Origin of the sequence: Sporomusa sp. KB1 (assembly GCF_007830295.1) — a bacterium.
GTDB lineage: Bacteria > Bacillota > Negativicutes > Sporomusales > Sporomusaceae > Sporomusa.
In genome coordinates, this window is the sequence record NZ_VLKC01000002.1 from 761,027 (window position 1) to 783,754 (window position 22,728).

29 protein-coding genes, 1 pseudogene and 2 riboswitches are annotated in these 22,728 nt (G+C 41.5%); of the genes and pseudogenes, 2 read left to right on the forward strand and 28 right to left on the reverse strand.

Features of this window, described 5'->3' with window-relative positions; all coding sequences use genetic code 11:
- The 20 genes and pseudogenes from SALPA_RS07320 to SALPA_RS07400 form a co-directional block, all read right to left on the reverse strand.
- On the reverse strand, positions 1-795 hold the full coding sequence (locus SALPA_RS07320) for an ABC transporter permease (RefSeq protein ID WP_145091690.1): 795 nt from the start codon (positions 793-795) through the stop codon (positions 1-3).
- A 10-nt stretch (positions 796-805) separates the two neighbouring features.
- On the reverse strand, positions 806-1,921 hold the full coding sequence (locus tag SALPA_RS07325; RefSeq protein ID WP_145091693.1) for an ABC transporter substrate-binding protein: 1,116 nt from the start codon (positions 1,919-1,921) through the stop codon (positions 806-808).
- A 163-nt stretch (positions 1,922-2,084) separates the two neighbouring features.
- The gene (locus tag SALPA_RS07330; protein ID WP_186450962.1) at positions 2,085-2,441 is read right to left on the reverse strand and encodes a Na-translocating system protein MpsC family protein; all 357 of its coding nucleotides are present in this window, start codon (positions 2,439-2,441) and stop codon (positions 2,085-2,087) included.
- Positions 2,442-2,614: 173 nt separating this feature from the next.
- A complete protein-coding gene (locus SALPA_RS07335; RefSeq protein ID WP_145091699.1) occupies positions 2,615-3,553 on the reverse strand; it encodes a glycyl-radical enzyme activating protein in 939 nt (312 codons plus the stop codon).
- 12 nt (positions 3,554-3,565) lie between these two features.
- A complete protein-coding gene (locus SALPA_RS07340; protein WP_145091702.1) occupies positions 3,566-6,046 on the reverse strand; it encodes a pyruvate formate lyase family protein in 2,481 nt (826 codons plus the stop codon).
- A 625-nt stretch (positions 6,047-6,671) separates the two neighbouring features.
- Positions 6,672-6,905 (reverse strand): thioredoxin family protein, encoded by a 234-nt coding sequence (locus tag SALPA_RS07345; RefSeq protein ID WP_094606452.1) that lies wholly within the window; start codon positions 6,903-6,905, stop codon positions 6,672-6,674.
- Entirely contained in the window at positions 6,895-7,041 is a 147-nt protein-coding gene (locus tag SALPA_RS33170) for a putative zinc-binding protein (RefSeq protein WP_370516700.1), read from the reverse strand. The genes SALPA_RS07345 and SALPA_RS33170 overlap by 11 nt, the downstream gene beginning before the upstream one ends.
- A gap of 10 nt (positions 7,042-7,051) precedes the next feature.
- Positions 7,052-8,017, reverse strand: coding sequence for a permease (locus tag SALPA_RS07355; protein ID WP_222428159.1), 966 nt, complete (start codon positions 8,015-8,017; stop codon positions 7,052-7,054).
- Between the two features lie 89 nt (positions 8,018-8,106).
- On the reverse strand, positions 8,107-8,235 hold the full coding sequence (locus tag SALPA_RS31400; protein ID WP_255450954.1) for a hypothetical protein: 129 nt from the start codon (positions 8,233-8,235) through the stop codon (positions 8,107-8,109).
- A gap of 286 nt (positions 8,236-8,521) precedes the next feature.
- Complete coding sequence (locus SALPA_RS07360) at positions 8,522-8,839, reverse strand: CrcB family protein (protein ID WP_255450956.1); 318 nt, start codon at positions 8,837-8,839, stop codon at positions 8,522-8,524.
- 31 nt (positions 8,840-8,870) lie between these two features.
- A complete protein-coding gene (locus SALPA_RS07365) occupies positions 8,871-9,218 on the reverse strand; it encodes a DUF190 domain-containing protein (protein WP_145091711.1) in 348 nt (115 codons plus the stop codon).
- 184 nt (positions 9,219-9,402) lie between these two features.
- Positions 9,403-9,465, reverse strand: a riboswitch (Fluoride riboswitch).
- A gap of 97 nt (positions 9,466-9,562) precedes the next feature.
- On the reverse strand, positions 9,563-9,766 hold the full coding sequence (locus SALPA_RS07370; RefSeq protein ID WP_145091714.1) for a hypothetical protein: 204 nt from the start codon (positions 9,764-9,766) through the stop codon (positions 9,563-9,565).
- A 623-nt stretch (positions 9,767-10,389) separates the two neighbouring features.
- On the reverse strand, positions 10,390-10,908 hold the full coding sequence (locus tag SALPA_RS07375; protein WP_222427897.1) for a DUF2703 domain-containing protein: 519 nt from the start codon (positions 10,906-10,908) through the stop codon (positions 10,390-10,392).
- Positions 10,909-10,986: 78 nt separating this feature from the next.
- A complete protein-coding gene (sigZ, locus tag SALPA_RS07380; protein WP_222427898.1) occupies positions 10,987-11,544 on the reverse strand; it encodes an RNA polymerase sigma factor SigZ in 558 nt (185 codons plus the stop codon).
- Between the two features lie 139 nt (positions 11,545-11,683).
- Positions 11,684-11,848 carry a hypothetical protein gene (locus tag SALPA_RS30195; protein ID WP_222427899.1) on the reverse strand — a complete coding sequence of 55 codons (165 nt, stop codon included), beginning with the start codon at positions 11,846-11,848 and terminating at the stop codon, positions 11,684-11,686.
- A gap of 273 nt (positions 11,849-12,121) precedes the next feature.
- Positions 12,122-12,331 carry a glutaredoxin family protein gene (locus SALPA_RS33175; protein WP_370516730.1) on the reverse strand — a complete coding sequence of 70 codons (210 nt, stop codon included), beginning with the start codon at positions 12,329-12,331 and terminating at the stop codon, positions 12,122-12,124.
- Positions 12,332-12,604: 273 nt separating this feature from the next.
- Positions 12,605-12,883 (reverse strand): annotated as a pseudogene (locus SALPA_RS33180) (putative zinc-binding protein); the annotation flags it as partial.
- On the reverse strand, positions 12,880-13,287 hold the full coding sequence (locus SALPA_RS07390; protein WP_145091724.1) for a putative zinc-binding protein: 408 nt from the start codon (positions 13,285-13,287) through the stop codon (positions 12,880-12,882). The pseudogene SALPA_RS33180 and the gene SALPA_RS07390, both read right to left, overlap by 4 nt.
- 77 nt (positions 13,288-13,364) lie before the next feature.
- The gene (locus tag SALPA_RS07395) at positions 13,365-13,592 is read right to left on the reverse strand and encodes a hypothetical protein (RefSeq protein WP_145091738.1); all 228 of its coding nucleotides are present in this window, start codon (positions 13,590-13,592) and stop codon (positions 13,365-13,367) included.
- Positions 13,593-13,616: 24 nt separating this feature from the next.
- The gene (locus SALPA_RS07400; RefSeq protein ID WP_145091741.1) at positions 13,617-13,826 is read right to left on the reverse strand and encodes a hypothetical protein; all 210 of its coding nucleotides are present in this window, start codon (positions 13,824-13,826) and stop codon (positions 13,617-13,619) included.
- A 164-nt stretch (positions 13,827-13,990) separates the two neighbouring features.
- On the opposite strand from SALPA_RS07400, the gene SALPA_RS07405 reads away from it, so the two are divergent.
- Positions 13,991-14,449 carry a MarR family winged helix-turn-helix transcriptional regulator gene (locus tag SALPA_RS07405; protein ID WP_255450959.1) on the forward strand — a complete coding sequence of 153 codons (459 nt, stop codon included), beginning with the start codon at positions 13,991-13,993 and terminating at the stop codon, positions 14,447-14,449.
- 277 nt (positions 14,450-14,726) lie between these two features.
- Here SALPA_RS07405 and arsB read toward each other — a convergent pair whose 3' ends face one another.
- The 4 genes from arsB to SALPA_RS07430 form a co-directional block, all read right to left on the reverse strand.
- On the reverse strand, positions 14,727-15,779 hold the full coding sequence (arsB, locus tag SALPA_RS07410) for an ACR3 family arsenite efflux transporter (protein ID WP_145091744.1): 1,053 nt from the start codon (positions 15,777-15,779) through the stop codon (positions 14,727-14,729).
- A 145-nt stretch (positions 15,780-15,924) separates the two neighbouring features.
- Positions 15,925-16,287 carry a metalloregulator ArsR/SmtB family transcription factor gene (locus SALPA_RS07415; RefSeq protein WP_145091747.1) on the reverse strand — a complete coding sequence of 121 codons (363 nt, stop codon included), beginning with the start codon at positions 16,285-16,287 and terminating at the stop codon, positions 15,925-15,927.
- Positions 16,288-16,475: 188 nt separating this feature from the next.
- Positions 16,476-16,799: a helix-turn-helix transcriptional regulator gene (locus tag SALPA_RS07420; RefSeq protein WP_145091750.1), complete on the reverse strand. Its 324-nt coding sequence runs from the start codon at positions 16,797-16,799 to the stop codon at positions 16,476-16,478.
- 401 nt (positions 16,800-17,200) lie between these two features.
- Entirely contained in the window at positions 17,201-18,235 is a 1,035-nt protein-coding gene (locus SALPA_RS07430) for a nicotinate-nucleotide--dimethylbenzimidazole phosphoribosyltransferase (RefSeq protein ID WP_145091753.1), read from the reverse strand.
- Positions 18,236-18,358: 123 nt separating this feature from the next.
- A riboswitch (cobalamin riboswitch) is annotated at positions 18,359-18,561 on the reverse strand.
- Between the two features lie 171 nt (positions 18,562-18,732).
- Here SALPA_RS07430 and SALPA_RS07435 point away from each other — a divergent pair.
- Positions 18,733-19,317, forward strand: a complete 585-nt coding sequence (locus tag SALPA_RS07435; RefSeq protein WP_145091755.1) for a hypothetical protein — start codon at positions 18,733-18,735, stop codon at positions 19,315-19,317.
- Positions 19,318-19,351: 34 nt separating this feature from the next.
- Here the strand turns inward: SALPA_RS07435 and SALPA_RS07440 are convergent, their stop codons facing one another.
- The 4 genes from SALPA_RS07440 to nifB all read right to left on the reverse strand — a co-directional run bounded on the left by SALPA_RS07440 (position 19,352) and on the right by nifB (position 22,723).
- The gene (locus SALPA_RS07440; RefSeq protein ID WP_145091758.1) at positions 19,352-19,939 is read right to left on the reverse strand and encodes a DedA family protein; all 588 of its coding nucleotides are present in this window, start codon (positions 19,937-19,939) and stop codon (positions 19,352-19,354) included.
- 116 nt (positions 19,940-20,055) lie between these two features.
- Positions 20,056-20,691 carry a nitroreductase family protein gene (locus SALPA_RS07445; RefSeq protein ID WP_255450961.1) on the reverse strand — a complete coding sequence of 212 codons (636 nt, stop codon included), beginning with the start codon at positions 20,689-20,691 and terminating at the stop codon, positions 20,056-20,058.
- A 132-nt stretch (positions 20,692-20,823) separates the two neighbouring features.
- The gene (locus SALPA_RS07450; RefSeq protein WP_145091764.1) at positions 20,824-21,537 is read right to left on the reverse strand and encodes a type 1 glutamine amidotransferase; all 714 of its coding nucleotides are present in this window, start codon (positions 21,535-21,537) and stop codon (positions 20,824-20,826) included.
- Positions 21,538-21,799: 262 nt separating this feature from the next.
- The gene (nifB, locus tag SALPA_RS07455; protein WP_145091767.1) at positions 21,800-22,723 is read right to left on the reverse strand and encodes a nitrogenase cofactor biosynthesis protein NifB; all 924 of its coding nucleotides are present in this window, start codon (positions 22,721-22,723) and stop codon (positions 21,800-21,802) included.
- Positions 22,724-22,728 lie beyond the last annotated feature (5 nt).

Below are 22,728 nucleotides of genomic sequence, written 5' to 3' on the forward strand. Positions count from 1 at the left end.
CTAGCCCCCAATTTCTTCACGCCATTTTAACAAGCTTTTCTCAATTATTTTGATTAGTTCAAAACATACTGTACCCATTGCGCCGATGGTAATCATCCCGATAATGGTCTCCGAATATGCCATTAACGTGTAGGAAGTCCAGGTATAATAACCAATTCCGTATTTCCCGGAAATCATTTCAGCGGCAATTACACTCATCCATGATACTCCGATTCCAATAGTAAAGCCTGTAAATATATTCGGGATAATTCCCGGCAAGTAAACATACTGTAAAAGCTGTAACTTAGTAGCATTCATGCTCTTGGCCGCGATAATTAGTGATGGATTGACATTAGCTACTCCAGCAATTGTATTAACAAGAATGGGAAAAAAGGCTCCCAGGAAAGTGATAAAGATGATACTCCCTTCCACTGAAGGGAAGATTAATATCGCTACCGGTATCCAGGAAATCTGGGGAATGGGGCGCAGCATATCAAAGATAGACAACAGCAAATCTTCGGTAACCCTTGATAGTCCAATAATTAGCCCCAAGACTACTGCAAGTGGCAGAGCTGCTAAACTACCAGCAAGAATTCTCCCGAAACTCACCAGTATGTGGTAGTAATATACCTGCTTTTGCAAAACAGCAATGAAGGTTTCCCCAACCTCTACCGGGGAGGGTAGATTGCCAAACATAAGCGGCGACATGACATTATTACCAACTAAAACCTGCCATGTGCCAACAAAAACAATTATAGCTATTATCTTTCGGATTACCCTGGTAATTCTATATCGAAAAGAAGATAAATCCGACATACCGCCACCTCTATTTCAACGGAATCCAATCACCTTTCAGCTCAGTTTCAGTAGGATATTTGTAGCCTAACTCCTTAAATGCAGCCTTTAAATACTGATCGTCAACAAACTTGTTCAAATCAATACTCTTGAGTTTTTCAAGCTTTTGCAGAAAATCCCGGCTACCCTCTAATGTCGTTATGTCTTTCGAATAGATTGCCGCATCAAATCTGACATTCTGAACAATCTTTTTGGTTACATCAAGCGGATATTGGGATTCCTCCTGGAAGATCCTCGCCGCTTCCTCAGGGTTTTCTCTAATAAACTTATGCGACTCAATCAACGCCTTTAAAAAGGCAACAGCATATTCCCGATTGTTTTCCACCCAGGTGCGATCAGCCACAACACCATCTAAATAATCCACATTAGTCTCACTGCCATCAAGCAAAACATCACCAATATCTTTTGTTTGAATTAGGCTGGGATAGGGCTCCCAGGTAGCATGGGCAATAATTTTGTTTTGTTCAATATTACTCATGCCCACAGTAACGTCCTGGTTAACAATTGTCACATCATTCGTTAAGCCATATTTATCCAGGGCCACTAGCAGCATCCTGTGAGCGCTAGATCCAAGAATTGTCGAAATCGTTTTCCCTTTCAAATCTTCCATCTTTATGTTGCTGCCTTTGGGAGTTAATATGGCCTGATTCTTCCCTCCAGCACCTTTTCCGTCGAAAGCAAGAAATACGGATTTGTAATTGCGGGATGTCTGTCCTTGCTCGCCGTTAATTAGTATGGGCATGTCCCCCATGAGTGCTAGTTGCAGCTTCCCCGCAATCATATTATTTGTTAGCGGGGGACCGGAAGGTGAATTAAACCATTCAATCTCAAAAACCTTATCCGGATACTTTTCCTGCAAGTACTTTTCGTAGAGTTTTTTGTTTTTGATAATTAGCGCACCCCAGGTTTGAGCTGTTGGTGCTTGATAGCCGATTCCTATTTTCACAACTTCCTTTTGGGATTTCGGCGTCTCTGCCGCACTTCCGGATGTACTGCTCTGGTTCTTCCCCGAGCACCCTGCGATTACCAAGCTGGCTGTAAGCAGTACAGCAACCAAGTAGCCAACAAACGTTTTTTTCCCTAACACTAAAATTCCTCCTTACATTCTTAGCATTACACCGTCTCTACGACTCTCTTCACCCCCTTTAGCGCAATATAAAAAAGAACAGACCGCTACCAAACGGTAGTTATCTGTTCTTTGTTAAGAAGAATAACTATTTCATTAAAGGATTTTTGCCTTTATCAGGCTTTTAATCCAGATAAATTGTCCAACATGATAAATTTTGTTCAAGTATCCAACTGGGAAAAAAATACTTAATCTTTCGGTCAATAACCTGATAAATTATCTTCTCAATATCATTAACACATTGCATGATATACACTCTACGATAATCAATAACTTTATCCAAATGGCCTGACTCAATGATTAACTCTTCGGCTTTGGTTAAAAAACCATGCTGCACACAAATAAGTATATTATCAGCAATACGTACCTCAGTTTTACTTGGTCCTTTCCCAATTCTCTCCTTGGCAAACTTGGCTATTTCTCTTTCCAGTAGTTGCTCTTGCTGATTAATTGTCAGGCCAAGCTGTTTTACGGTATTCAATATGTACACCTCTCAATTCCCTAAGCCTTGTCGATAGAGTAGAATGGTATACCTGACAAAAAATAAAAGGCCGGAAGAGTCGGTAAAATATCTACCAACTGCTTCGGCCTTCAGTTTTTCTAATCAGCCTAGCTAAAATATTGTATTAATAGTATCATACTCTATCGATGGCGTCAATAGGTAACTTTGGATAAGCAGGGATTATCAAGAGCACTTTTTACAGTGTTCAACCGCTCAAATTGTTCTTCACGCAAGGTTAAATTACCCAGAGGATATTCTTTTCCCAAATACTCGTATTTTTGCTGCCCTAAACGGTGATAGGGCAACAATTCATAACCAACATTGGGCCTTCCCTTAATAAAGTTAATTATGGCTGTAATATCTTCCTCTGAATCATTAAATCCAGGAATTACAGGTGTTCTGACCAATATGGGCAGGTTAGGAAAAGCCGCTGTCAGTCTGACAAAATTTTCAAGGATGATATCGTTAGCTAGCCGGGTTTGCTCACAGTGTCTACCTGAATCCAGGCACTTTATATCATAAATAAGCGTATTTAAATAGTGGCACGCCTTCTCCAGCGTCTGCCAGTCAGCATAACCGCTAGTTTCCATTGTGGTATTTATCCGCCTGCGTTTGGCCGCCTGTAAAAGTTCAACCGCAAAATCAGGCTGCATTAGTGGTTCCCCGCCACTGAGAGTCAGGCCCCCGCCTGACCGGGAGAAAAAAACGTTATCTTGTTCTACCACCTCTAAAATATCGTCAATACTCATCAATTGGCCGAAAGTATGTAAGGCCGTTGTAGGACACGCCCCTGCGCAAGAAAAGCACTGTTTGCAAACATCCCGGAGAACTACTGGCTTATCAGCTTCTCCCTGCCGTAATGCGTTATGGGGGCAGGCGTTGAGACATCTGCCACAGGCAGCGATCCCAATACACTTGTTTTGGTTGTAAGCCAGCTCCGGCTTGCTCGCCTGGGATTCCGGATTACTGCACCAGCGGCACCGCAGCGGACAACCTTTTAAAAATACAATGGTTCTTATTCCCGGGCCATCATGCACCGAAAATTGCTGGATATTAAAGACATACCCTGACCGTTTGTGATTGGGTTCCATGGTAGTAGCCTCCTACAAACTATGCTCGGTTCTGGCAATGACATCGTTCTGCAAATCAGGCGAAAGATCTATGAAATACGCACTATATCCGGCCACCCGGACAAGCAAATTCCGGTATTTATCAGGCTCCTTTTGGGCTGCCAGCAAGGTCTCTTTGTTGATAATATTAAACTGCAAATGCCAGAGCTTTAAATCACACCAGCTGCGGATGAGGGAAGTGATTTTTCTTGTTCCTGCTTCACCTTGCACACATGAAGGGCTTAACTTTATGTTTAATAGTCTTGATGCCCGTTCCTGAAAACCCAAATTTTTTGAATTAGCATTTGACATGAGCACGGCAGTCGGCCCTTTCACGTCTGCGCCATGCGAAGCAGAAGATCCGTCAGAAAGAGCCGCACCTGCTTTTCTACCATTGGCGGTAGCACCAACAACCTTACCGAAGGGAACGTGAGAAGTTACCGGTACATACCTTACATCAAGGCTCACACCTATTGTCTTGGAGTATTTGTGCGTAAATTGAAGGGCCGCTAAATCTATATTTTTTGCTATAGAATCGGCATAAGGATCATTGTTCCCATACCGGGGAGCATTTAACAGCAATTGTCTTACAGCTTCCTGCCCCTGAAAATCATTAGCTAGTACAACTATCAACTCATCAATAGTTATCTGCTTCTCTTCATATACGAACTTTTTAATGGCAGCCAATGAATCGACTACCGTAGCATAGCCGATAATGTCAAAATAACCCAAGTCGATTCCGCCAGCAATACTTGCTGAATGAAGATCTTTATAATCCTTTAGGCATTGTTCATGCAACACAGATCCCAGCGGAGCAGCAAAGTGCTTTTCCCGTAAATTATTCGCGATATACTGTTGCTTGAAAGCTTGCTTAAGCAAATAGGTTTGCTGTCCAATATAGGCCTGCCAAAATTCTTCCCAGGTTGCAAAACTTCTTGGATTCCCTGTTTCAATAGTTAATAGTTCATCATGGTAGATTTTCATTCTTCCATTGTACAAAACCATTTCTAAGGCAGCGGCTATATTAACATACGCGCAGGGACTGGTATATGTATCCCGGTTGGGCATTCTGACCTCGGTGCAGCCTGAGACAGCATAGGTATTTGCCTCTTTAAAACTAGCGCCTTTAGCAACCAGTAAGGGAATAACCTCTTCATCATTGATCAGTTTAGGAAAGCCTGAGCCCTCCTTTATCGTCTCAGCTATCTCATATAGATATCGTTCCGGTGAACGTGCATGAACCCTGGCGGCTAAATCAGGATAGTTGATAGGAAATTCCCGTTTCGATTCTAAAAATAAATACGTTAATTCATTGGTAGCATCCTCACCATTCTCATCCTGCCCACCAATGGTAACAGCTTCCCAATGCGCATAGGCTTCATTAAAGCAGGCACCAGCCGGGCTAACATATAAATCAATATACTGAGCCATTCCTACCCACATACATTCTAAAAGCTCTTTGGCCTTTTCCTGATCGACTCGCCCCGCTTGTAAATCAGCTTTGTAAAACGGATATAAGTACTGATCCATTCTTCCATTAGAGATAGTAGCACCGGTCTTTTGCTCCAGTCGGGAAAACATTTGCGTAAACCATTGTGCCTGAGCAGCTTCATAAAAAGTACGGGCAGGATTTTCTGGCACCCAATCACATATTCTGGCAATCTCCTCTAACTCGCGCTTTCTGTTTACATCAATTTCATTTGCAGCAAGTTCGGCGGCCAGTCTTGCGTGCCGCTTGGCCCATACAACAATAGCCTCTGATACAAGGATGACAGCCGCAAGGAAAGGAGCCTTCTCAAGCGCGTCCTTGGGATCAAACAGGTCAAGAGCCTCTAGTTGGCTTTGGGCCTCCTGTTTTATGGCCTTAAAGCCCTTTTTCAATACTTTCTCAAAATCATGAACCCATTGTAGTGCTGAGCGCATAGTGGCCGTTTCATTAACAATAAATCTTGATTTCGACACATTTACCGGATCGTAAGTTACCCTTAAAACATCTTCAGGCAGTGATGTGGCAAGGTCTTCATAAAACGTTTTCCCTTTCCAATAGGGTGCAATCTCCTGTTTGATATAGGCCATATCTTCATCGGCAATATAGAAAGGAGACTCTATCCGGTTAGGCAATTCGTCTGCCATTTGTTCCAGAAAGCAGCCATCCAGTTCTGGATAAATGACTCCATATCTACCCTGGCAACCTGCCCGGCCTGCCAAAAGCTGTTGATCGTCGATATATACCGTAATGTTTTCAGCAATGTGCTGAAGAGCCTTAGCCCACCGCAAGATTAACGGTTGCCCCTCAGTTGTCTTAAAAGATTCGGTAAAATACTTTGCTCTTTCGATATCGATTTGGGGGCGTTCTCCTTTAAATGAATTAAAAATGTTATATGGTCTTGGTCTTTCACAAGCTTTGTATTTACCTGTTAATTCTTCAGTTACTCGCTGCTCCTGCGGTGATAAAACAACGGCAGACAAACCCATAATTAACCCTCCCTATTTTACGCGTACTGAAAAATAAAAAAGGCTAAGTGATGGTTTCTGTTACCAACACTTAGCCTTCAGATTTCTGATCAGCCGTTTACTGTATATTTACGTGTAGCCTCTGGATTTCCAGTTAGCTTTATTTTGCTTATTTTATCATTGACAATTCTATTCGTCAATACCTAATTCAGGACATACACAGATCAAACTACATCTTTTGCATAGTATGAGATTAGCTAGCCGGCAAAATTAATAGAGGGAAGGTTTAATCCTTCCCTCTTGCCTAAAGCGCCCATCCCTATAGCAGTCACTGTACTTGATACCCACTAACCATATACAACTTAGCTTGCGAACGGGAACAACCTAATTCTTACACCCAATGGAAAGCTGTGATTCAATTAACCTTTTTGAGGAAACAAAAAACACTACCCTGCCAGATTAATAACCTACTTTGCAACAAACGGAAAACGGAACGTTTCCTACCTACTGCAGCTTGGGTTTGAATCTACACTATAAGGATGGTGCTTACTTAAATAATATCATAGACGAACCACATTTGCAAGTAGTATTATTCTGAAATTTTCGATTGTTGCAACCATTGTTTCATTCTGTCTTAGTAGTAACGCTAGCCTCTAATAATTGATTTTATTTCATCCTTAGTTGGAACTTTCCCTTTCACCTTAACGACACCATCCACGACAAGTGCTGGTGTCGTCATAACTCCGTAGGCCATGATATCTTTCATATTTTCAACTTTTACAATCTCGGCGGTAATTCCTAGCTCAGCAACTGCTTCCATTACCCGTTCGGTTAGGGTATGGCACTTTGCACACCCCATTCCCAATACTTCAATCTTCATTTGTAATTCCCCCTTGTAATATCTTACTCCCTTGTACAACTACCTTTTTTGCACACCCCACAGGGCAACCATCAATTACAACTACTTGATTGGCTTTTTTTTGCTGCATCAATAAACGGCTGCATGTGTGCTGCAAAATTTGTATCCTACATCAAAAGATAACTAAAGGCATTAAATGCGTAACCACATATAATAATGCCAATGGTAACAATACCCACAAATATAGCTAACAGCTTTGTCTTAACAACTTTCTTTAACAGAATCATAGACGGGAGCGAAAGTGCCGTTACACCCATCATAAAGGATAAAGCAGTACCAAGTCCTGCTCCCTTCAAAACTAACGCCTCCGCAATTGGTAATGTTCCGAAAATATCAGCATACATTGGAATTCCTACCAAAGTTGCCACCAAAACAGAATACCATTTGTCTTGACCTAATACAGCACTTATCACTGCCTCTGGAATAAAATTATGAATAGCAGCACCGATTCCCACACCGATCAAAATATATAGCCATACCTTTTTTACTATTTCCATCACTTGATATTTTGCAAACTCTATTCTGTCACTCGTTGTTAATTCTTCTTGTTCCATTTCCAGCATCTTGTTGCTGTGAACAAAGGGCTCAACATACTCTTCCAGGTTTAATTTGCTAATGATAGTTCCACCAACAACCGCAAGTACAAGGCCCATAATCACATAAGCTATTGCGATCTTCCAGTTAAATATACTTGCAAGCAGAATTATAGATGCTAAATCTACAAGTGGTGAAGATATCAAAAACGAAAATGTAACACCAATTGGTAGTCCTGCATTTGTAAAGCCAATAAATAAAGGAATTGATGAGCAAGAGCAAAAAGGCGTAACCGTTCCCAGTAACGCAGCCAATATATTTGCTGAAATTCCTTTAAATCGCTCTAATATCTTTTTCGTTCTCTCAGGCGGGAAGAAGCTTTGGATATAGGAAATCATAAATATTAAAACAGTAAGTAAGATGAATATCTTTATAACATCATAGATAAAGAAGTGAATACTTCCACCCACTTGACTACGTATATCTAACCCAAATACATTTTGTACAAGTAAAGTAACTAAATTATAAAGCCATTCCATTTTGAGTAATTGGTTATTTAACCATTCAAAGATAATCAAAAAAAATCATCTCCCTAATAATTTTTATGTGCTTGCACCGGTTTACTATACTACCGTAAAGATGCAACTCCCACCGCGGCAATCATGATGCCAAAGGTAATGAGGATTACAATTGTTAGACTTTGATTATTACCCTCGCACCATATGCCATTATTATGAGCGTGATCATGATTAAACATAAAAAACCTCCCTTTTTACTATCCCTTCGTTTTATTTATATTATAAATTTATCATATTATAATATAAATAATTGATAAGCACAAGATATAAAAAAATGCTAGGATTATTTTCCTAGCATTTTTTGAAAATTTGCCATTTAAGTTTGATACTAATATGTATTGGATTGGATTGGATTTTTGAGTCATTATTAACGTCTTAAGGTTACAATTAGTCGTTTCGGATTTAGGAGCAATTTAATAGCATCTTCAGGATTTTTAACGATGATCGTTGCCGCTGCCATTACTGTTAGAACAATTTGACGACACCAATTCCCAGCCAGGTAGCAAAAAAACCGACCAGGATATTAAGCCCGACATTATAAAAAGCCTGCATGACATTCACTTCCTCCAAGAGATGCAGCGTTTCATAACTAAACGACGAAAAGGTAGTCACGGCCATAAACAATCCAATAATAAAACACCCCACGACATTAACCAGCAACGTCCCCATCGGAAACTCTGTACCAAACCGCACTGCCGCCCAGTTAGACGTCAGATACCGGGTAGTCGCGCCAATCCCCCACCACCTACCGCCACTAAAATGATTTCTAGCATATCGTTTCACCTCGCTTGCCCCGATTACCTATCCACTATTTTCAACACTTGAGTGGTTTATTGCCATATTTGATGACTTCAACATCATCAATTGTCACAAGCCCCTTTTCCAGCATTTCATCTAAATAAGGCAACAATTTCGCTATATATTCCTCACTGTCAACAATCTCAACAAGTATGGGCAAATCACTTGATAAATCTACAATACTCGCTGTATGAATACGTTTATCGGCTCCATATCCCAACAGGCCTCGAAATACAGTCGCGCCTGCCAGATCCAGCTCTTTGGCCTTTTCTACGATAGCGCGATACAGCGACCGCCGTTTCCAATGGTCACTTTCCCCGATATAAATCCGTAATCGTTTGGCTTGACATGCAATTTTGGGCACAAAGATTCCTCCTTCAACTTTGATATTCAAATCTACCACTATTTACGTTCTCGCTGCAAGACCAACAGGTTCTGGTATCTCGTCCCATGCAGTAATATGCCAGGAACAGGCTTCAGTCAAAGACGGCATATGCGCGATTCCCCCTCCTGCATCGTTTTATAAAAAAGCAAAGACTCCTACCGTTAGTATGGTAGGAGTCATCACCTGGTTAACCAGGATTCGAGCGAACTCCATCGCTCATTATAATTACTATAATTTTACAAGCTGAACTCCTTCTCGTCAAGAGTCCAGCTTATAATTTTTCACTTATTACAATCATAACAAATGTTTCGATAATGTTTGATTTAGGGTTTGACTTTAACTAGCGAGTCTTTGCCTCCCTGCTGCCTGAATAACAAAAATTCTTCCATTACCTCCCCAAATCTCTGGATAGTGTCCGTTGTATCTTTTCCCTCTTTATCCAGCCGATCAAGTTCTTCAGATAGTTGCCAAATTTCATCATATAGCTCAGTCTCTTGTTTCTTACAATCCCGGTATCTGATATTCATAAGTTAGTTAAACCCACCCCTCCTTATTTTATCTGGAGGCTTCTATGCCCTCCTGTAATCTCCCATGAATGGGAATTTTACAGGAGGAAATTAAAAAGGATCACATATGCAGGATTATTTCTACCCTACACATGCGATCCTAATCGATTATTGCAACAGTATCAAGATACAGAAAACAACCCAAATAACAGAACCCGTCAGCGTGTCCTGCTAAACCTGTATCAAGATATGATACCATCGAATATTGCATGCAGTCGCTCAGCCCCTGCCTTAACGCGCCAATCATTACACCCCAATTGTCAAAACTTGTAATTCAGCTAACAACCGGGTATAATAAGATTGTCGTCGTGGACAGTTCGCTGTTACGTGTAGGTGCCCTTTCACCTGCTCGTGCCTATAGGTGTTCCACCACCTATGGGACACGGCGACTTAACTTTTTAATTTCCACCTATTACTAATATTAGTACTCTTTTACATGAATTGCAAGTACATGAAGATAAAAAGATTGATTTTCTATTAATAAGACCGTCCCAAAAGCTTAACAACTTTTAGGACGGTCTTATTCTTGGTTTAGTCTACTGTATTTTTTTAACCCAACCGAAGCAGTGATTTTTGCGGACAGTTCATCTTTTCACTTTTGCCGCAAAGAATTTTTTCAGATTATCAGGTACATCCTTGATTATATGTTGAGACGCTTGCTGCCCCCCGTATACATGTCTTAGTATTGCATCGACAATCATCGCCTTAGGCGGAGTGGTGTATTCTTGTCCCTGCCAGGTCCACACCCTGCAGTCAACATCTTCCCCGCAGACATCGCCGCAGGATTCACAAAGGCTTTCCTTGAAATCTAGTTGAATATCCTGGCCATTGATACGGATGGTTGGCGAACTTACAAATCCTAGTTCTAATGCCTGTTGTTCGCTTTCAACCAGTATCTTTCGAACTTCGATTTCGTAACCTGTTGCCTTCAAAACGTTCGCCACCTCTATGATGGCATCCTCAAGACTCGCGTCAGTCCCCAGACACCGGTCACACACCTCCAGGTCGATATACAGGAACTCGATAAGCAATCGCTTTTCCTGGCACTCCCCGGATGTACAACAATTCGTACCACACCCGCAGCCTTTTGTATTTTGTTTCACCGTCTTTCCTCCCGTCATTATATAAAATGGGTTCGCATTAACTAAGACGGAAACATCGTCAAAAGGACGCAACCTTTATTATAAATCGCAAAATGGATTGGACTTCACTTTTACCTTATATTCGATGATGTTTCCACGGCGATCAAGTTCCAGGCTGCAACACTCACAGAGCATTTTTTTCAATCTTTTTTGCGCCCGCTGTACACGCGATTTAGCACCCGAGTAAGATAAGCCCAGTAATTCAGCCAATTGCTTTTGTGTCAGACCCTTATACTCCGTAAGAACTATTGCCTCCCTATCTTTGTCAGGCAAGTGGTCAATCATGGCCCTTAGACAACTGGAGATTTCCTTGTTGCCGTTGCTGTCATCTCTAACCGCTTCCGGCTCCGGTGGTTGAGCAAAGGGTTCTTCCTGCCTGCGGGCGCGATAGTAGTCGTGGATCGCGTTGCGGGCGATTTGAAAAATCCAGGCATTCACCTTGCCGGCGTCGTTAAGCCTGTCAATATTCCTGTATATCTTGTAGTAGACCTCCTGCAAAATGTCTTCGGCATCCTGAGGGCTAGGAACCCGTTTTGAAATAAATTTTTTCAAGTGACCCGCAAACTCCCCGGAAATGTAGTCCCCGTAACTATTCACATCTTTCACCTGCCTAACTTTCTCGCGAGCTCATCCTATACCGAGGTATCTCGATCACTCAGATAAGATTTGCTTGAAAGGTTTTAGCCTTTCCCCCTAACAACTTTCTTTTACTCTCCACTATGATAAGAACTGAAAACTACATCTTATCACTTGCAACCAGCCGTTTGAAAAAAAAGATTTTTTCTATTTTTATCGTAAGCCTTTTAAATATTTCGGCTACAGTTGGATGATAGTATACTTCAATTCCATCAATATTAACTTGTTTGTAATGGACGGCCTTGTCAGTTTTGCCCAATCGCACGGATGGGATACGCGGTGTTTGCCCACCGCATTTGCCGCCACTTCAAACCCCGCCTGGCCGTTCCACAACCCTAATACTAATCGCAAGCTCTGATGACTTACGCTGAATGTATTCTCTGGCCGATCCTTCAATTATTATTTCCACCTTGATGTCCCCTTATCTTGGACTTGACTCAGATTTAGCAATACCCGCATAATTACTGCAAAAAAAGCCACCAAATTTGCCCTTCATATCCTCAAAAAGTGTTGACTCACGGTCAACCTATCACATTTGTCAGCCTTTACCTTCAACATCGCCAATTTGTATTGCGACTCCATCTTTGACAATGACAGGTACTTTATCAGAACCATATCGATCTTTACACAAATTCTTAGCCCAATCGTGCACACTTGTGTTGACTTCTTGAAATGCAATCCCTTTCTCCCGATAGTCTTGCAATACCTTAGCGCAGAACGGGCAACCTGTTTTCGTATAAATTACAATACCATCCCTGTTTGGTTCGCTAGTAATCGTTTGATCGCTGACAGGTGCATCCTTGCTACCACTCTCACACCCACAGCCGCAACTGCTACCGCCGCAACCGCAATCACAGGTTCCCTCGTCACAATTGTTGTTCTGAGCAGCCTTGGCTTTTTCGTACATGGCAGCCACTGAGTCCAGCACATGCGTAACAATACCTGAAACTTTATCAATTTCAGACATGTACCTATGAGCTCCATTAACACTGGCAAGAACTTCTTGCTCGCCAATAAGATCGCCTATATTTATCCCGACTATCGGTTTAAAGCAGTACTTTTCAACAGCCTTTCTGGCACAAGCTTTAGCACAGCCATCAAGAGTAATCGTAGGATGATTCATGGAAAATCTCTTTTCATTGGCAGTACCGATAAGCAGACGTGGAAGACTGAGAGCAACTACCTTTGTTGCTCTCAATTCGTTCACGACTCTTGCAGCTACAGCCCGAGAGATATAACCACCTGTACATTCACTGCCACAGCAAGCAATAATGCCGATTGTTTTGGGGTGCACTATCATTTCTCTCCCCCCTTTTCGGCAAGTTTTAAATCAGCTATTATTTTACTAGCTATTTCACAAACTTGCCTTTCTCCACTTTCGCTTAGTCTAACAATGGTGCCTAGACTTGCAGTATCAACTCCGGCCACTAGGCGATCAATAATATACTCAATATCAATATCGCCACCCATTATATCGACAATGTTGGTCGCACACTCTTTGCTACATCCATTGATGACAATGCACGGTGTATTTGCTATTGTTTGTACCGTCTCTGTTTCTCCATTTACCAGACAGGCTAAGCCAAGCATTTTCGCCTGCTTATTCACCTCTTCTTTCACCTTTAACGCTATTTCTTGAGTCATTAAGCCATAAACAGAATCAATGCCACAGCACGGAATAATAACTGGTATTTTTTTATCCAAATTACACCCTCTCCTAACTTATTTAATAGAAGAAAACCCGGCTTAACCGGGTAAAAATGAGTAGCCTTTATATGATTCTATACCGGTCCGCGCATTCGCCGGGAAACCAGTTCGCATTCTTTAAGCATTAACGTTTGAGCCGCTGTCAAAGGCTCTCCATCCTCAACCTGGGGCTCAATAAAATAATAGCAATTAGACTTTTCTTCGGCAATAACATCCGATATCTCGAACTTATATTTAAGACACCATAACTTTCCATCACCTAATCGATCAGAAATTCCACAGGAACAACATTTTGCTGACATATCTAAGACCACCTTTCTCTTATTCTAACCCTTCTGCCCTAATAGCGTGCCAGATAGACAGGAAAGTTCCTTCTTAACCTTAGGTAGAATGTGTTTTAGAACAAAATTAAGCGCTTCTTCTGGATCTTCATCATAATAAATGCTTTTTAGTATTAATTGCTCAGATTCATCGAAGGCAACAACCATATTAGGCTTTGGAAATGATGTTGCTGCATTATCAAGGTAGATAGACATCGGTCAACCACCTTCATATTATTTTTTATACAAATCTTTACTATTTTATATTTACACGATTGCCAAATATAAGTATAATCAGATTGTATCATTGACTGTTCATATAGTCAACAGTACACCTAAATAACCACTTTGAAATTACACAAAGAAAGATGGTCGATAGAATGACAAAGGAACCCAAAAACATTTCTACTATGAGAAATGCTATAAAAATTTTTATGAGAAGTTTGGGAGTCTTGGAAGGTAAAAAAGCTTTTTGCTATGATTGTACGTATGCTCAATGTCATGTAATCTGGGAAACCGCACAAGAAAAAAAAATTTCTGTGAATGAACTTGCAACTCGGCTAAATATAACTAAAAGTGCAGTAAGTAGAACTGTAGATGACTTGGTAAACAAAGGCTACCTTGATCGTAACCCAAATCCAGATGACCGCCGCTACGTAGATATTGAACTCACCAAAAAAGGGCAAAAAGTTTTTCTGGAGATAGAACTTAACTCGCGCCGCTATTTTGAAGCTGTTTTAGAAATTATCCCCGAAAACAAACGTGAAACAACATTGGAAGGAATCCAGATTTTCAGTTCTGCCCTGTATCAGGTTTTAAAAAAAGATACTTTAGAATAAGTGTACCATCAAGGCTCCTTTTGTTTGCAGGATATTCTTTTGTTTTGGCAACTTCACCAGGATTATCTAGCCAACAACTCCATAAGCCCGCTCTCGTCGTGTACACCCTTGCGTATAAGAGAAGGGATAGGCCCTCTAAATTGAGGAGCTATCCCTTCTTTCATTTTTATATATGTTCTTTCAATCGCCTGGAAACAAGTCGCATTCTTTGAGCATTAAATGTTATTACCCTATGTTTGGCTGCGCAGGCATCAGCAACTTCATCACAAGTTGCGAATTATTGTTTATCTGGAACCACAAAATACTTCCGAAAACGCAACGCGACATTAACTAAGCCAATCATAACCGGCACCTCGATAAGCGGCCCAATAACAGCGGCAAAGGCCTGACCTGAATTTATACCAAAAATGGCTACAGCCACTGCAATCGCTAGTTCAAAATTATTACTGGCTGCCGTAAACGATAATGTAGTTGTCTGCTCATAGTTAACTCCCACACGATGGCTTATGAAAAAAGATACTAAGAACATAATGCCGAAATAGATAATGAGTGGAATGGCAATACGCACCACATCCATCGGTAGTTTAATAATATAGCTGCCTTTTAGGGAAAACATAATTACGATGGTAAAGAGTAACGCTATTAATGCCAGCGGACTAATCTTAGGTATAAAACTCTGTTCGTACCATTCACGACCCTTTGCCGGCAATAAGATACGTCTTGTCAAATATCCGGCCACAAAGGGAATACCCAGATATATTGCCACACTCATCGCAACATCCTTCATGGACACCTGGATTTGCATACCTGTAAAGCCAATCCAGCCTGGCAGTACAGTGATGAAGAAATAGGCAAACACCGAATATAATACCAGTTGAAAAATTGAATTAAGTGCTACCAGTGCAGCCGCATATTCATTGTCGCCCTCTGCCAGTGAATTCCAGATAATTACCATGGCAATACAGCGAGCCAAACCAATAAGTATTAAGCCAACCATGTAGTCTGGTTTATCAGCTAAAAAGGTTATAGCCAGTACGAACATTAACACCGGGCCGATTATCCAGTTTTGCACCAGTGACAGCACTACAACCTTGCCGTTACTAAATACCTTGCCGATTTCTTCATATTTAACCTTTGCTAATGGCGGATACATCATTATAATTAAACCGACTGCAATCGGAATTGATGTTGTGCCAATTGACAAGGAATCCAGCCACGCAGCCATCCCCGGAAAGAGATAACCGCCGCCAACTCCAATAGCCATCGCCAGAAAAATCCACAATGTCAAATACTGGTCTAGGAAAGATAATCGCTTTTGAGCCTGTGCCATTTTACTACTCCCCCTTCACTTCTTTGTGATTCCTTAAAGTACCGAAAGTTCAAACAATCACCACTCTCCTCCCTTTGTTAATTTATTACGCAACCGAGCAACTATTTAGAATGCTAAAACGATTCGGCAGCGAGCAACACTTGTCTTAATCGTCAACAATTTTTACGGCTAGCTCACAGCAACCGCCTAGTTCCCGGTATTTTTTCAGTCTTGCCACGTCCTTTTGGCGTTGCGGATCGTTCTCCATTTCCTTGGACAGCAGTTCCTTCACAAAAGAGTACTGTTCAAGTATTTTTTCATTGACCCGATAGTATATCCACTGGGCCTGTTTTTCGCCGGTAATGAGCTTCACCTGTTTTAGCTTGGTCATATGGCGAGAGGCGTTGGACTGGCTAATTTTCAATATTTCTTCCAAATCACACACACACAAGGTTTCCATATACAGCAAGTTCAAAATTCTAATTCTTGTTTCATCAGCTAATGCCTTGAGTATTTCTACAATATCCATTAGTTCCACCTCTTTACCTATTGGGTTTTGTCTTTTGAGTTATAAAAACACTTCTCTTGTATATGATTATATTCAATTTTAATCATGATCGTCAAGCATTTTTTAGGAAACATCCTACTCATAATAAAACAAACAGCACATAAAAGTGTGCTGTTTGTTTTATTATGAGTAGTAAGAAGAAGCATAAATTATTTTAAAAATTTCAATATACTCTGACTAGCACCAATCTGTTCACTTAGTGTTTTTTCCGCTGCACTAACTATTTCAAGTACAGAGGGATAAACGATTCGATAAATTACCTTTTGACCATCTTTGCGAGAGTCGATTATCCCTTGTTTCTTTAAGTTGCTCAAATGCTGTGACAAATTTGACTGTTCAATGTCCAGTTCTTCAATAATCTCGCACACACAGCGTTCACCCTGTTCCAGGGTCTGGAGAATTCTAAGTCGCACAGGATGGGCCAGTGTCTTAAAGAAATCAGCCGTCAACTTTACTACTATATCTTCTGCCACGCATATTCCCTCCTTAAAATATACCCAATCATATATATCAAAACTTCGCCTCAAAGGTTCCCTCGACTAGGCTATCCCAACTACAACCAAAATCAAATATTAGCCCTTTATCATATAATAAATCATTTCTTTTTAACATACAACCTTTACAAAAGTAAAACCTCCTACAGCAGCTATTTCAGTGCCATAGGAGGCTTTCTTCTCTTGAACCAGCTAATTTGAGGATATAACGATTAGATCAAACCAATCGATTTGGCCAATGCAAAAGCTAGACCACAACCAATAAATGGTCCAACGACGGGAACCCAGGAATAGGTCCAGTCAGAAGAACCTTTACTATTCTTTCTATTCCCGCTTGTGCAGCTAATTAATAATTTCACGAATACAATACGCCTTGCTTATTACATACCTGCCACTTGCTGCGGTTCTGGTGTGCTTAACTCAAAATCAGAAAGTTTCGCCATATTATACATAGTATAGGTCATGGTTTTAAGCATGGCAACCATCAATATAGCTCCGGTTCCCTCGCCTAGTGCCATATTTGCCTTGATGGGTATATCATCAGCCAATATATTACCTAACAGCATCGCATAAGACATACCCGGTTCTTTGGACATATGGGAAGGCAACCCGCAATGCTCTACCTCCCTGTTAATCCGTGCGGCACAGGCAAAAGCTACGGCGGTAATAAAACCATCAATGACAAAAGGAGTTTTGCGTTTTGCACACGCAATCATACCCGCACATATGGCGACAATATCAAAGCCCCCAACACAGCGCAAAATATCCTCAATGCGGCAAAAGCTCTCCCGATGCCGCTCAACGCCTTTAGCCACTACAACACACTTTCTTCTGATAATCTCGTTAGTTGGCGTACTTGCTCCATACCCTACAACAAACTCAGGTAAAATTCCGGTCATGGCATGCAGCACGGCAGAAGAAGTAGTAGTATTACCAATTCCCATCTCACCAAAGGACACCAAATTAGCCCCTTGGGTATCTATGGCATAGTTAACCATCTCTTCCCCTACATGCCAGGCCTGCTCAAATTCAGCCGGTGTCATGGCTTCCTCTTTCATAAAATTTTTGGTGCCCGAAGCAACTCTGCGGTTGATGCCTACTGATTTTTTGTTATTGATTCCGATATCAATTACCGAATAAGGAACATTATTAGCCTGACAAAAACAACTAATCGTCGCTCGCCCGTCTACCATGTTCTGTGCCTGGAGGTAGGTAATTTCCTCGGGAAAATTCACCACGCCTTCTTCAATAACGCCATTATCGGACGCAAATATTAAATGATAGGGTTTAATTTCCGGATGCATCGTGCCCCAGGCTAATAACATTTTTTTAAAAACCGTTTCTAATAATCCTAGGCTGTTTGCTGGTTTTGCTGCTCCATTAACTAAATCATCTACTCTTGCCTGATAGTTCATGCTTAATCCCCCTATTTCTTGTTTTGTACCAATACAATAAATAAAAGAAACCCTTAGCCCAAAAGAGCCAGGGTTATATTTTCATAAAATCCTGTCCTCCTGGTACTACCTCTGGCGCGGAGGTAAATAACAGCCAAAACAGGCAGGTCTCCTGGCTTACGGATCCAAAGAACACCCCTGCCTTCCCGCTTGCTGGTGGCATAATAAAAGTATTCTTCCCCGCTTACAGTGGCGCGACCGCGTCGTTTAAGGATTTAGGCAATCCTTCCGAACTTCCCTATTCTCCTCTTAGCTTACTAAGAGGCACCTGTATGGTGGCAAATTATTAAGTTTTGATTTCTGTTATACTCATTCTACAGTTATGACCATTCTCCTGTCAGCCTATGTAGGTTCGCAAGATGTTGAAACATTTAGTCAAAAACATAACTTCCCCGCTTGTCTATCCTGCCTTCAAAGAGTACAATATGAATAGAAAGTTTTAAAGGCAGGTGACAGCAATGGAGAATACGGAATTATTGCAAGCCATCCGCTCTATGATCCAGGAAGAAATACAGCCTATTAAAGAAGAAATAACTACCATCAAATCCGATATCGGCACTCTCAAGTCAGATATGGACACTCTTAAGTCTGATATGGATACAATCAAATCTGATACTTCCGCCTTAAAGTCTGATATGGATACCGTCAAATCCGATATTTCCGCCTTGAAGTCTGATATGGATACCGTCAAATCCGATATTTCCGCCTTGAAGTCTGATATGGATACCGTCAAATCCGATACTTCCGCCTTGAAGTCTGATATGGATACCGTCAAATCCGATATTTCCGCCTTGAAGTCTGATATGGCTACCGCCAAATCCGATATTTCCACCATCCAATCCACTATGGCTACCAAAGCTGATATTACCCGCTTAGAAAACAAGATTGAGCAATACGGCGAAGTCCAGCAAAAAGACATCTATCATTTGCTCCAGTTAACCAGTAAAAAAGTTGATAACATCCACGAAGACTTAAAATCCCTGGCAGAAGTCACCGGCGAACATGAAATGAAAATTCGTTCTCTTGCCCGCCGCCCTGTTTGAAAGCGTACAAGTAATTAACCCGGCTATGTGCCGGTTATTTTTTTGCGCAACAAAGCAAATACCCGATTAGAATGGCGATAGCCAACACACCTGCTGCTGTCAAACCAATCGAATTACCTAAACCAGCTAACCGTTGCCAGTTATGCCCTAGCCCAGTCCCCAGATAGATAAGAGCACCACACCAAATAACTGAACTAATAAATATTCCGAAAATATAGGCCCTGCCATTCATCTGGACAAAGCCTGCCGGAATTGGAATAGCGCCGCGAATAACAGGTAGCAGCCTTCCAAAAACAATGGTAAAAATGCCGTATTGAGTAAGCCATTTTTCAATAATCAGCAGTTTCGACTCAGTTGGTATGAGGAAGGAAAAATGTTGAGCTATAATTTTTGTTCTGCTAAACAAACCCAGTCCATAACTAATAACAGCCCCCAGTAAATCTCCCAATGCGGTGACCGCTATCGCAGGAAGCATTTCTAGTTGTCCGCTATATACTAAATAACCGGTAACCCCCAGGGTTAATTCCCCTGGCAGGGGCAGGCCTGTACCAGTAAGCAGCATAGCTGTAAAAATAGCAAAGTAACCATAGGTGTCGATATGATTAAGTACTGCTTGTTCCATTGTCGAATTACCTAACCTCCACTGCGTAATCGATACATTGCTAATGTATCCCTGATATAAAAAAAAATCCGGCTATCCGGATTTTTTTTTAGGTACAGCATCTGTCTTTTCTTAGCTCAAGAAATAAAAGTCGACACATCCTCCACCGGTTTTCGCGGCGGAACTGATACTTTATCAGCAGCAGGAACACCCAGTGGTGTCATGGCAGCCAGCTGATAGCCTTCTTTATTAAAACCAATATATGCCGAAATATCTTCAGCAGCATGCGTCGGTCCGGTCATCCAGCAAGTGCCATAACCCAGGCTGGCAGCAGCTAACAGTAGATTTTCCAAGGCGGCTGCGATATTTTGAATACCAGGATTGGGGTTGGCATATTTTATGGCTTCCTCGCGTGGCATAATGCCATCAGCTAAAAGCATATCAGCGATAGTATAATAAGGACCGGCATATACAAGAATCAACACAGGCGCAACCTTAAAAGCTGTTTGATAGGGCAGGCTTCCCTTTAACCCCTTAATTTTTGTCTCATCACATAAATATGTGCACAACTCAGCGTTCTTTCTCTCAACAATTCGGGCAATCTCGGCAATTTTCTTTTTATTTGTGATAACAACAAAATGCCAATTTTGCCGGTTTTTTCCTGATGGTGCATAAGTAGCCGCTTTGATTAGTTCTTTGATTGTTTGCTCTGGGACTTGTTCCTCTGTAAATTGACGTACACTATGACGCTTGTAAATAAATTCTAAGTCCATAATAACTGACCTCCTTGCATTTTCGGTATATTCACTGATCCCCTGCCTTCGTCCTGACTAGGCAACTTGTTAAAAAATCGTCTAATCCTTTTGGCTAACCAATTTTTATTTGCATGTAACGAACCTGATGATTTAAAGAACACCCTCACTGTACATCTTTTCAAGTTGTGTAAGAAACATATCCATCCACTTATTGCTTTGTTCAATATATTCAGGGTGAGCAAGCAGTTCTTCCGGCGTCTGCACATATACATCGGGAATCATTTCTGCGCGGCAGTTTTCTATAAGACCGGTGATGATCGACACTGTGTTTTCCAGGTGGTACTGAAAACCAAATACTCTGTTTTTATAAATAAATGCCTGCTGCTTGCAGGCATCGCTTGCTGCTATGCATTGTGCATCTTCCGGCAAAACGCTGAAAGTATCCCCATGCCACTGGAATACTATTGGCTGTTGAGGGAAAAAAGAGAATAAAGGGGATAACCTTGTTTCTTCCGTCAAGCTGACTGGAAACCAGCCAATCTCTTTATAAGGATTTTGGGTCACCTTACCGCCGATTACATCAGCAATTAATTGACCACCGAGACAGAGGCCAATAACTACTTTACTGGCGTCAATCGCTTCTCTGATGAACGCCTTTTCATCAGCAAGCCACGGATAGATTGCTTCTTCATAGATATTCATCGGCCCTCCCATGACCACAAGCCAATCGAAATCGGCCTGCTCTGGGAGCGGCTCATGCTGGTATAACTGCGTGTTTGTCAGCACATGACCGTTTTCCCTCGCCCATAGCAGAATGCTGCCAGGGTTTTCAAAAGGGACATGTTGCAAATAATGAAGTCTCATTTTGTCTCCTATCCTTTCATCGTAGTTTTCTTCTGTTCATTTTCTCACAAATAAATAAAAAAAGTCAACTCTAATGCAAATCTGCACTCCGCTTAGTTGACACTTCATTGTATGACTATTGATTATTTTTCTGACACGCCTGAACCACCAACTTGGTTAGGTCAGGCAACAACTTCCGTCGATACCGGTTTCATGCCCAATACCATCTGTTTCATAGATATGAAACTCTTCAGCGTGACCATAGTGCAAATCAACCAACTGCTTATATTTTGGAGGTCACAGCTATCTTATACACCCTGGCCAGAAGATTACATTTTTTCATAGATTCGGGTTTAGGGCTACGGAACCTATGGGATTGATCTTCTGCTAAAAGCCCGATGGCATCGGCACGGCATTGCTGACAGTGAAGCATTTGGGGAATGTCGGTTTGGCACAAATCCCGCAAAGCATTTATCTCTTTTATGCTGGTCTGGGGGAAATTCTGAAACACACTGCCTGGCGCCGGGATGAGCGGCATAATATTAGTCATTAGTGCGCCCAAACTCTTTACTTTTTTTACTACTGCCGGGATATGTTCATCATTAATGCCCTTGATCATAACAATATTGACTTTGACCAGGATACCGTTATCTGCCAAAAGCTTAATGCCTTGCAGCTGGTTGCCGATCAATAGTTCAGCAGCATTTTCACCCACATAGTACTTACCCAGATAATGAATATGATGATAGATTTTGGCCCCGATGGCAGACTCCAGACAGTTTACAGTAACGGTTACATGCTGAATCCCCAGGTCAATAATATCCTGCCCATAGTGAGGAAGCATCAGGCCATTAGTGGACAAGCAAAATATCATATCAGGCGATTCGGCCTTGATTAACTGAATACTGCTTGTTACAGCCTCCCAATTGGCTAAGGCATCACCCGGACCGGCAATCCCAACAACACTCAACTGGGGAATTTCGGCTTTTACCCGGATAAACTTTTCCAGACTCAGTGCCGGGGTCAATACCTCACTTGTCACACCAGGACGACTTTCATTTACACAATCATACTTGCGATTACAGTAGTTACAGCTAATATTGCAAATCGGTGCCACTGGCAGATGCATTCTGGCAAATTTATGATGGGCATCAAAAGAATAGCAAGGGTGCTTGGCCGTAATTTCTGCTAATTCTTGTTTTTCCATAGCTA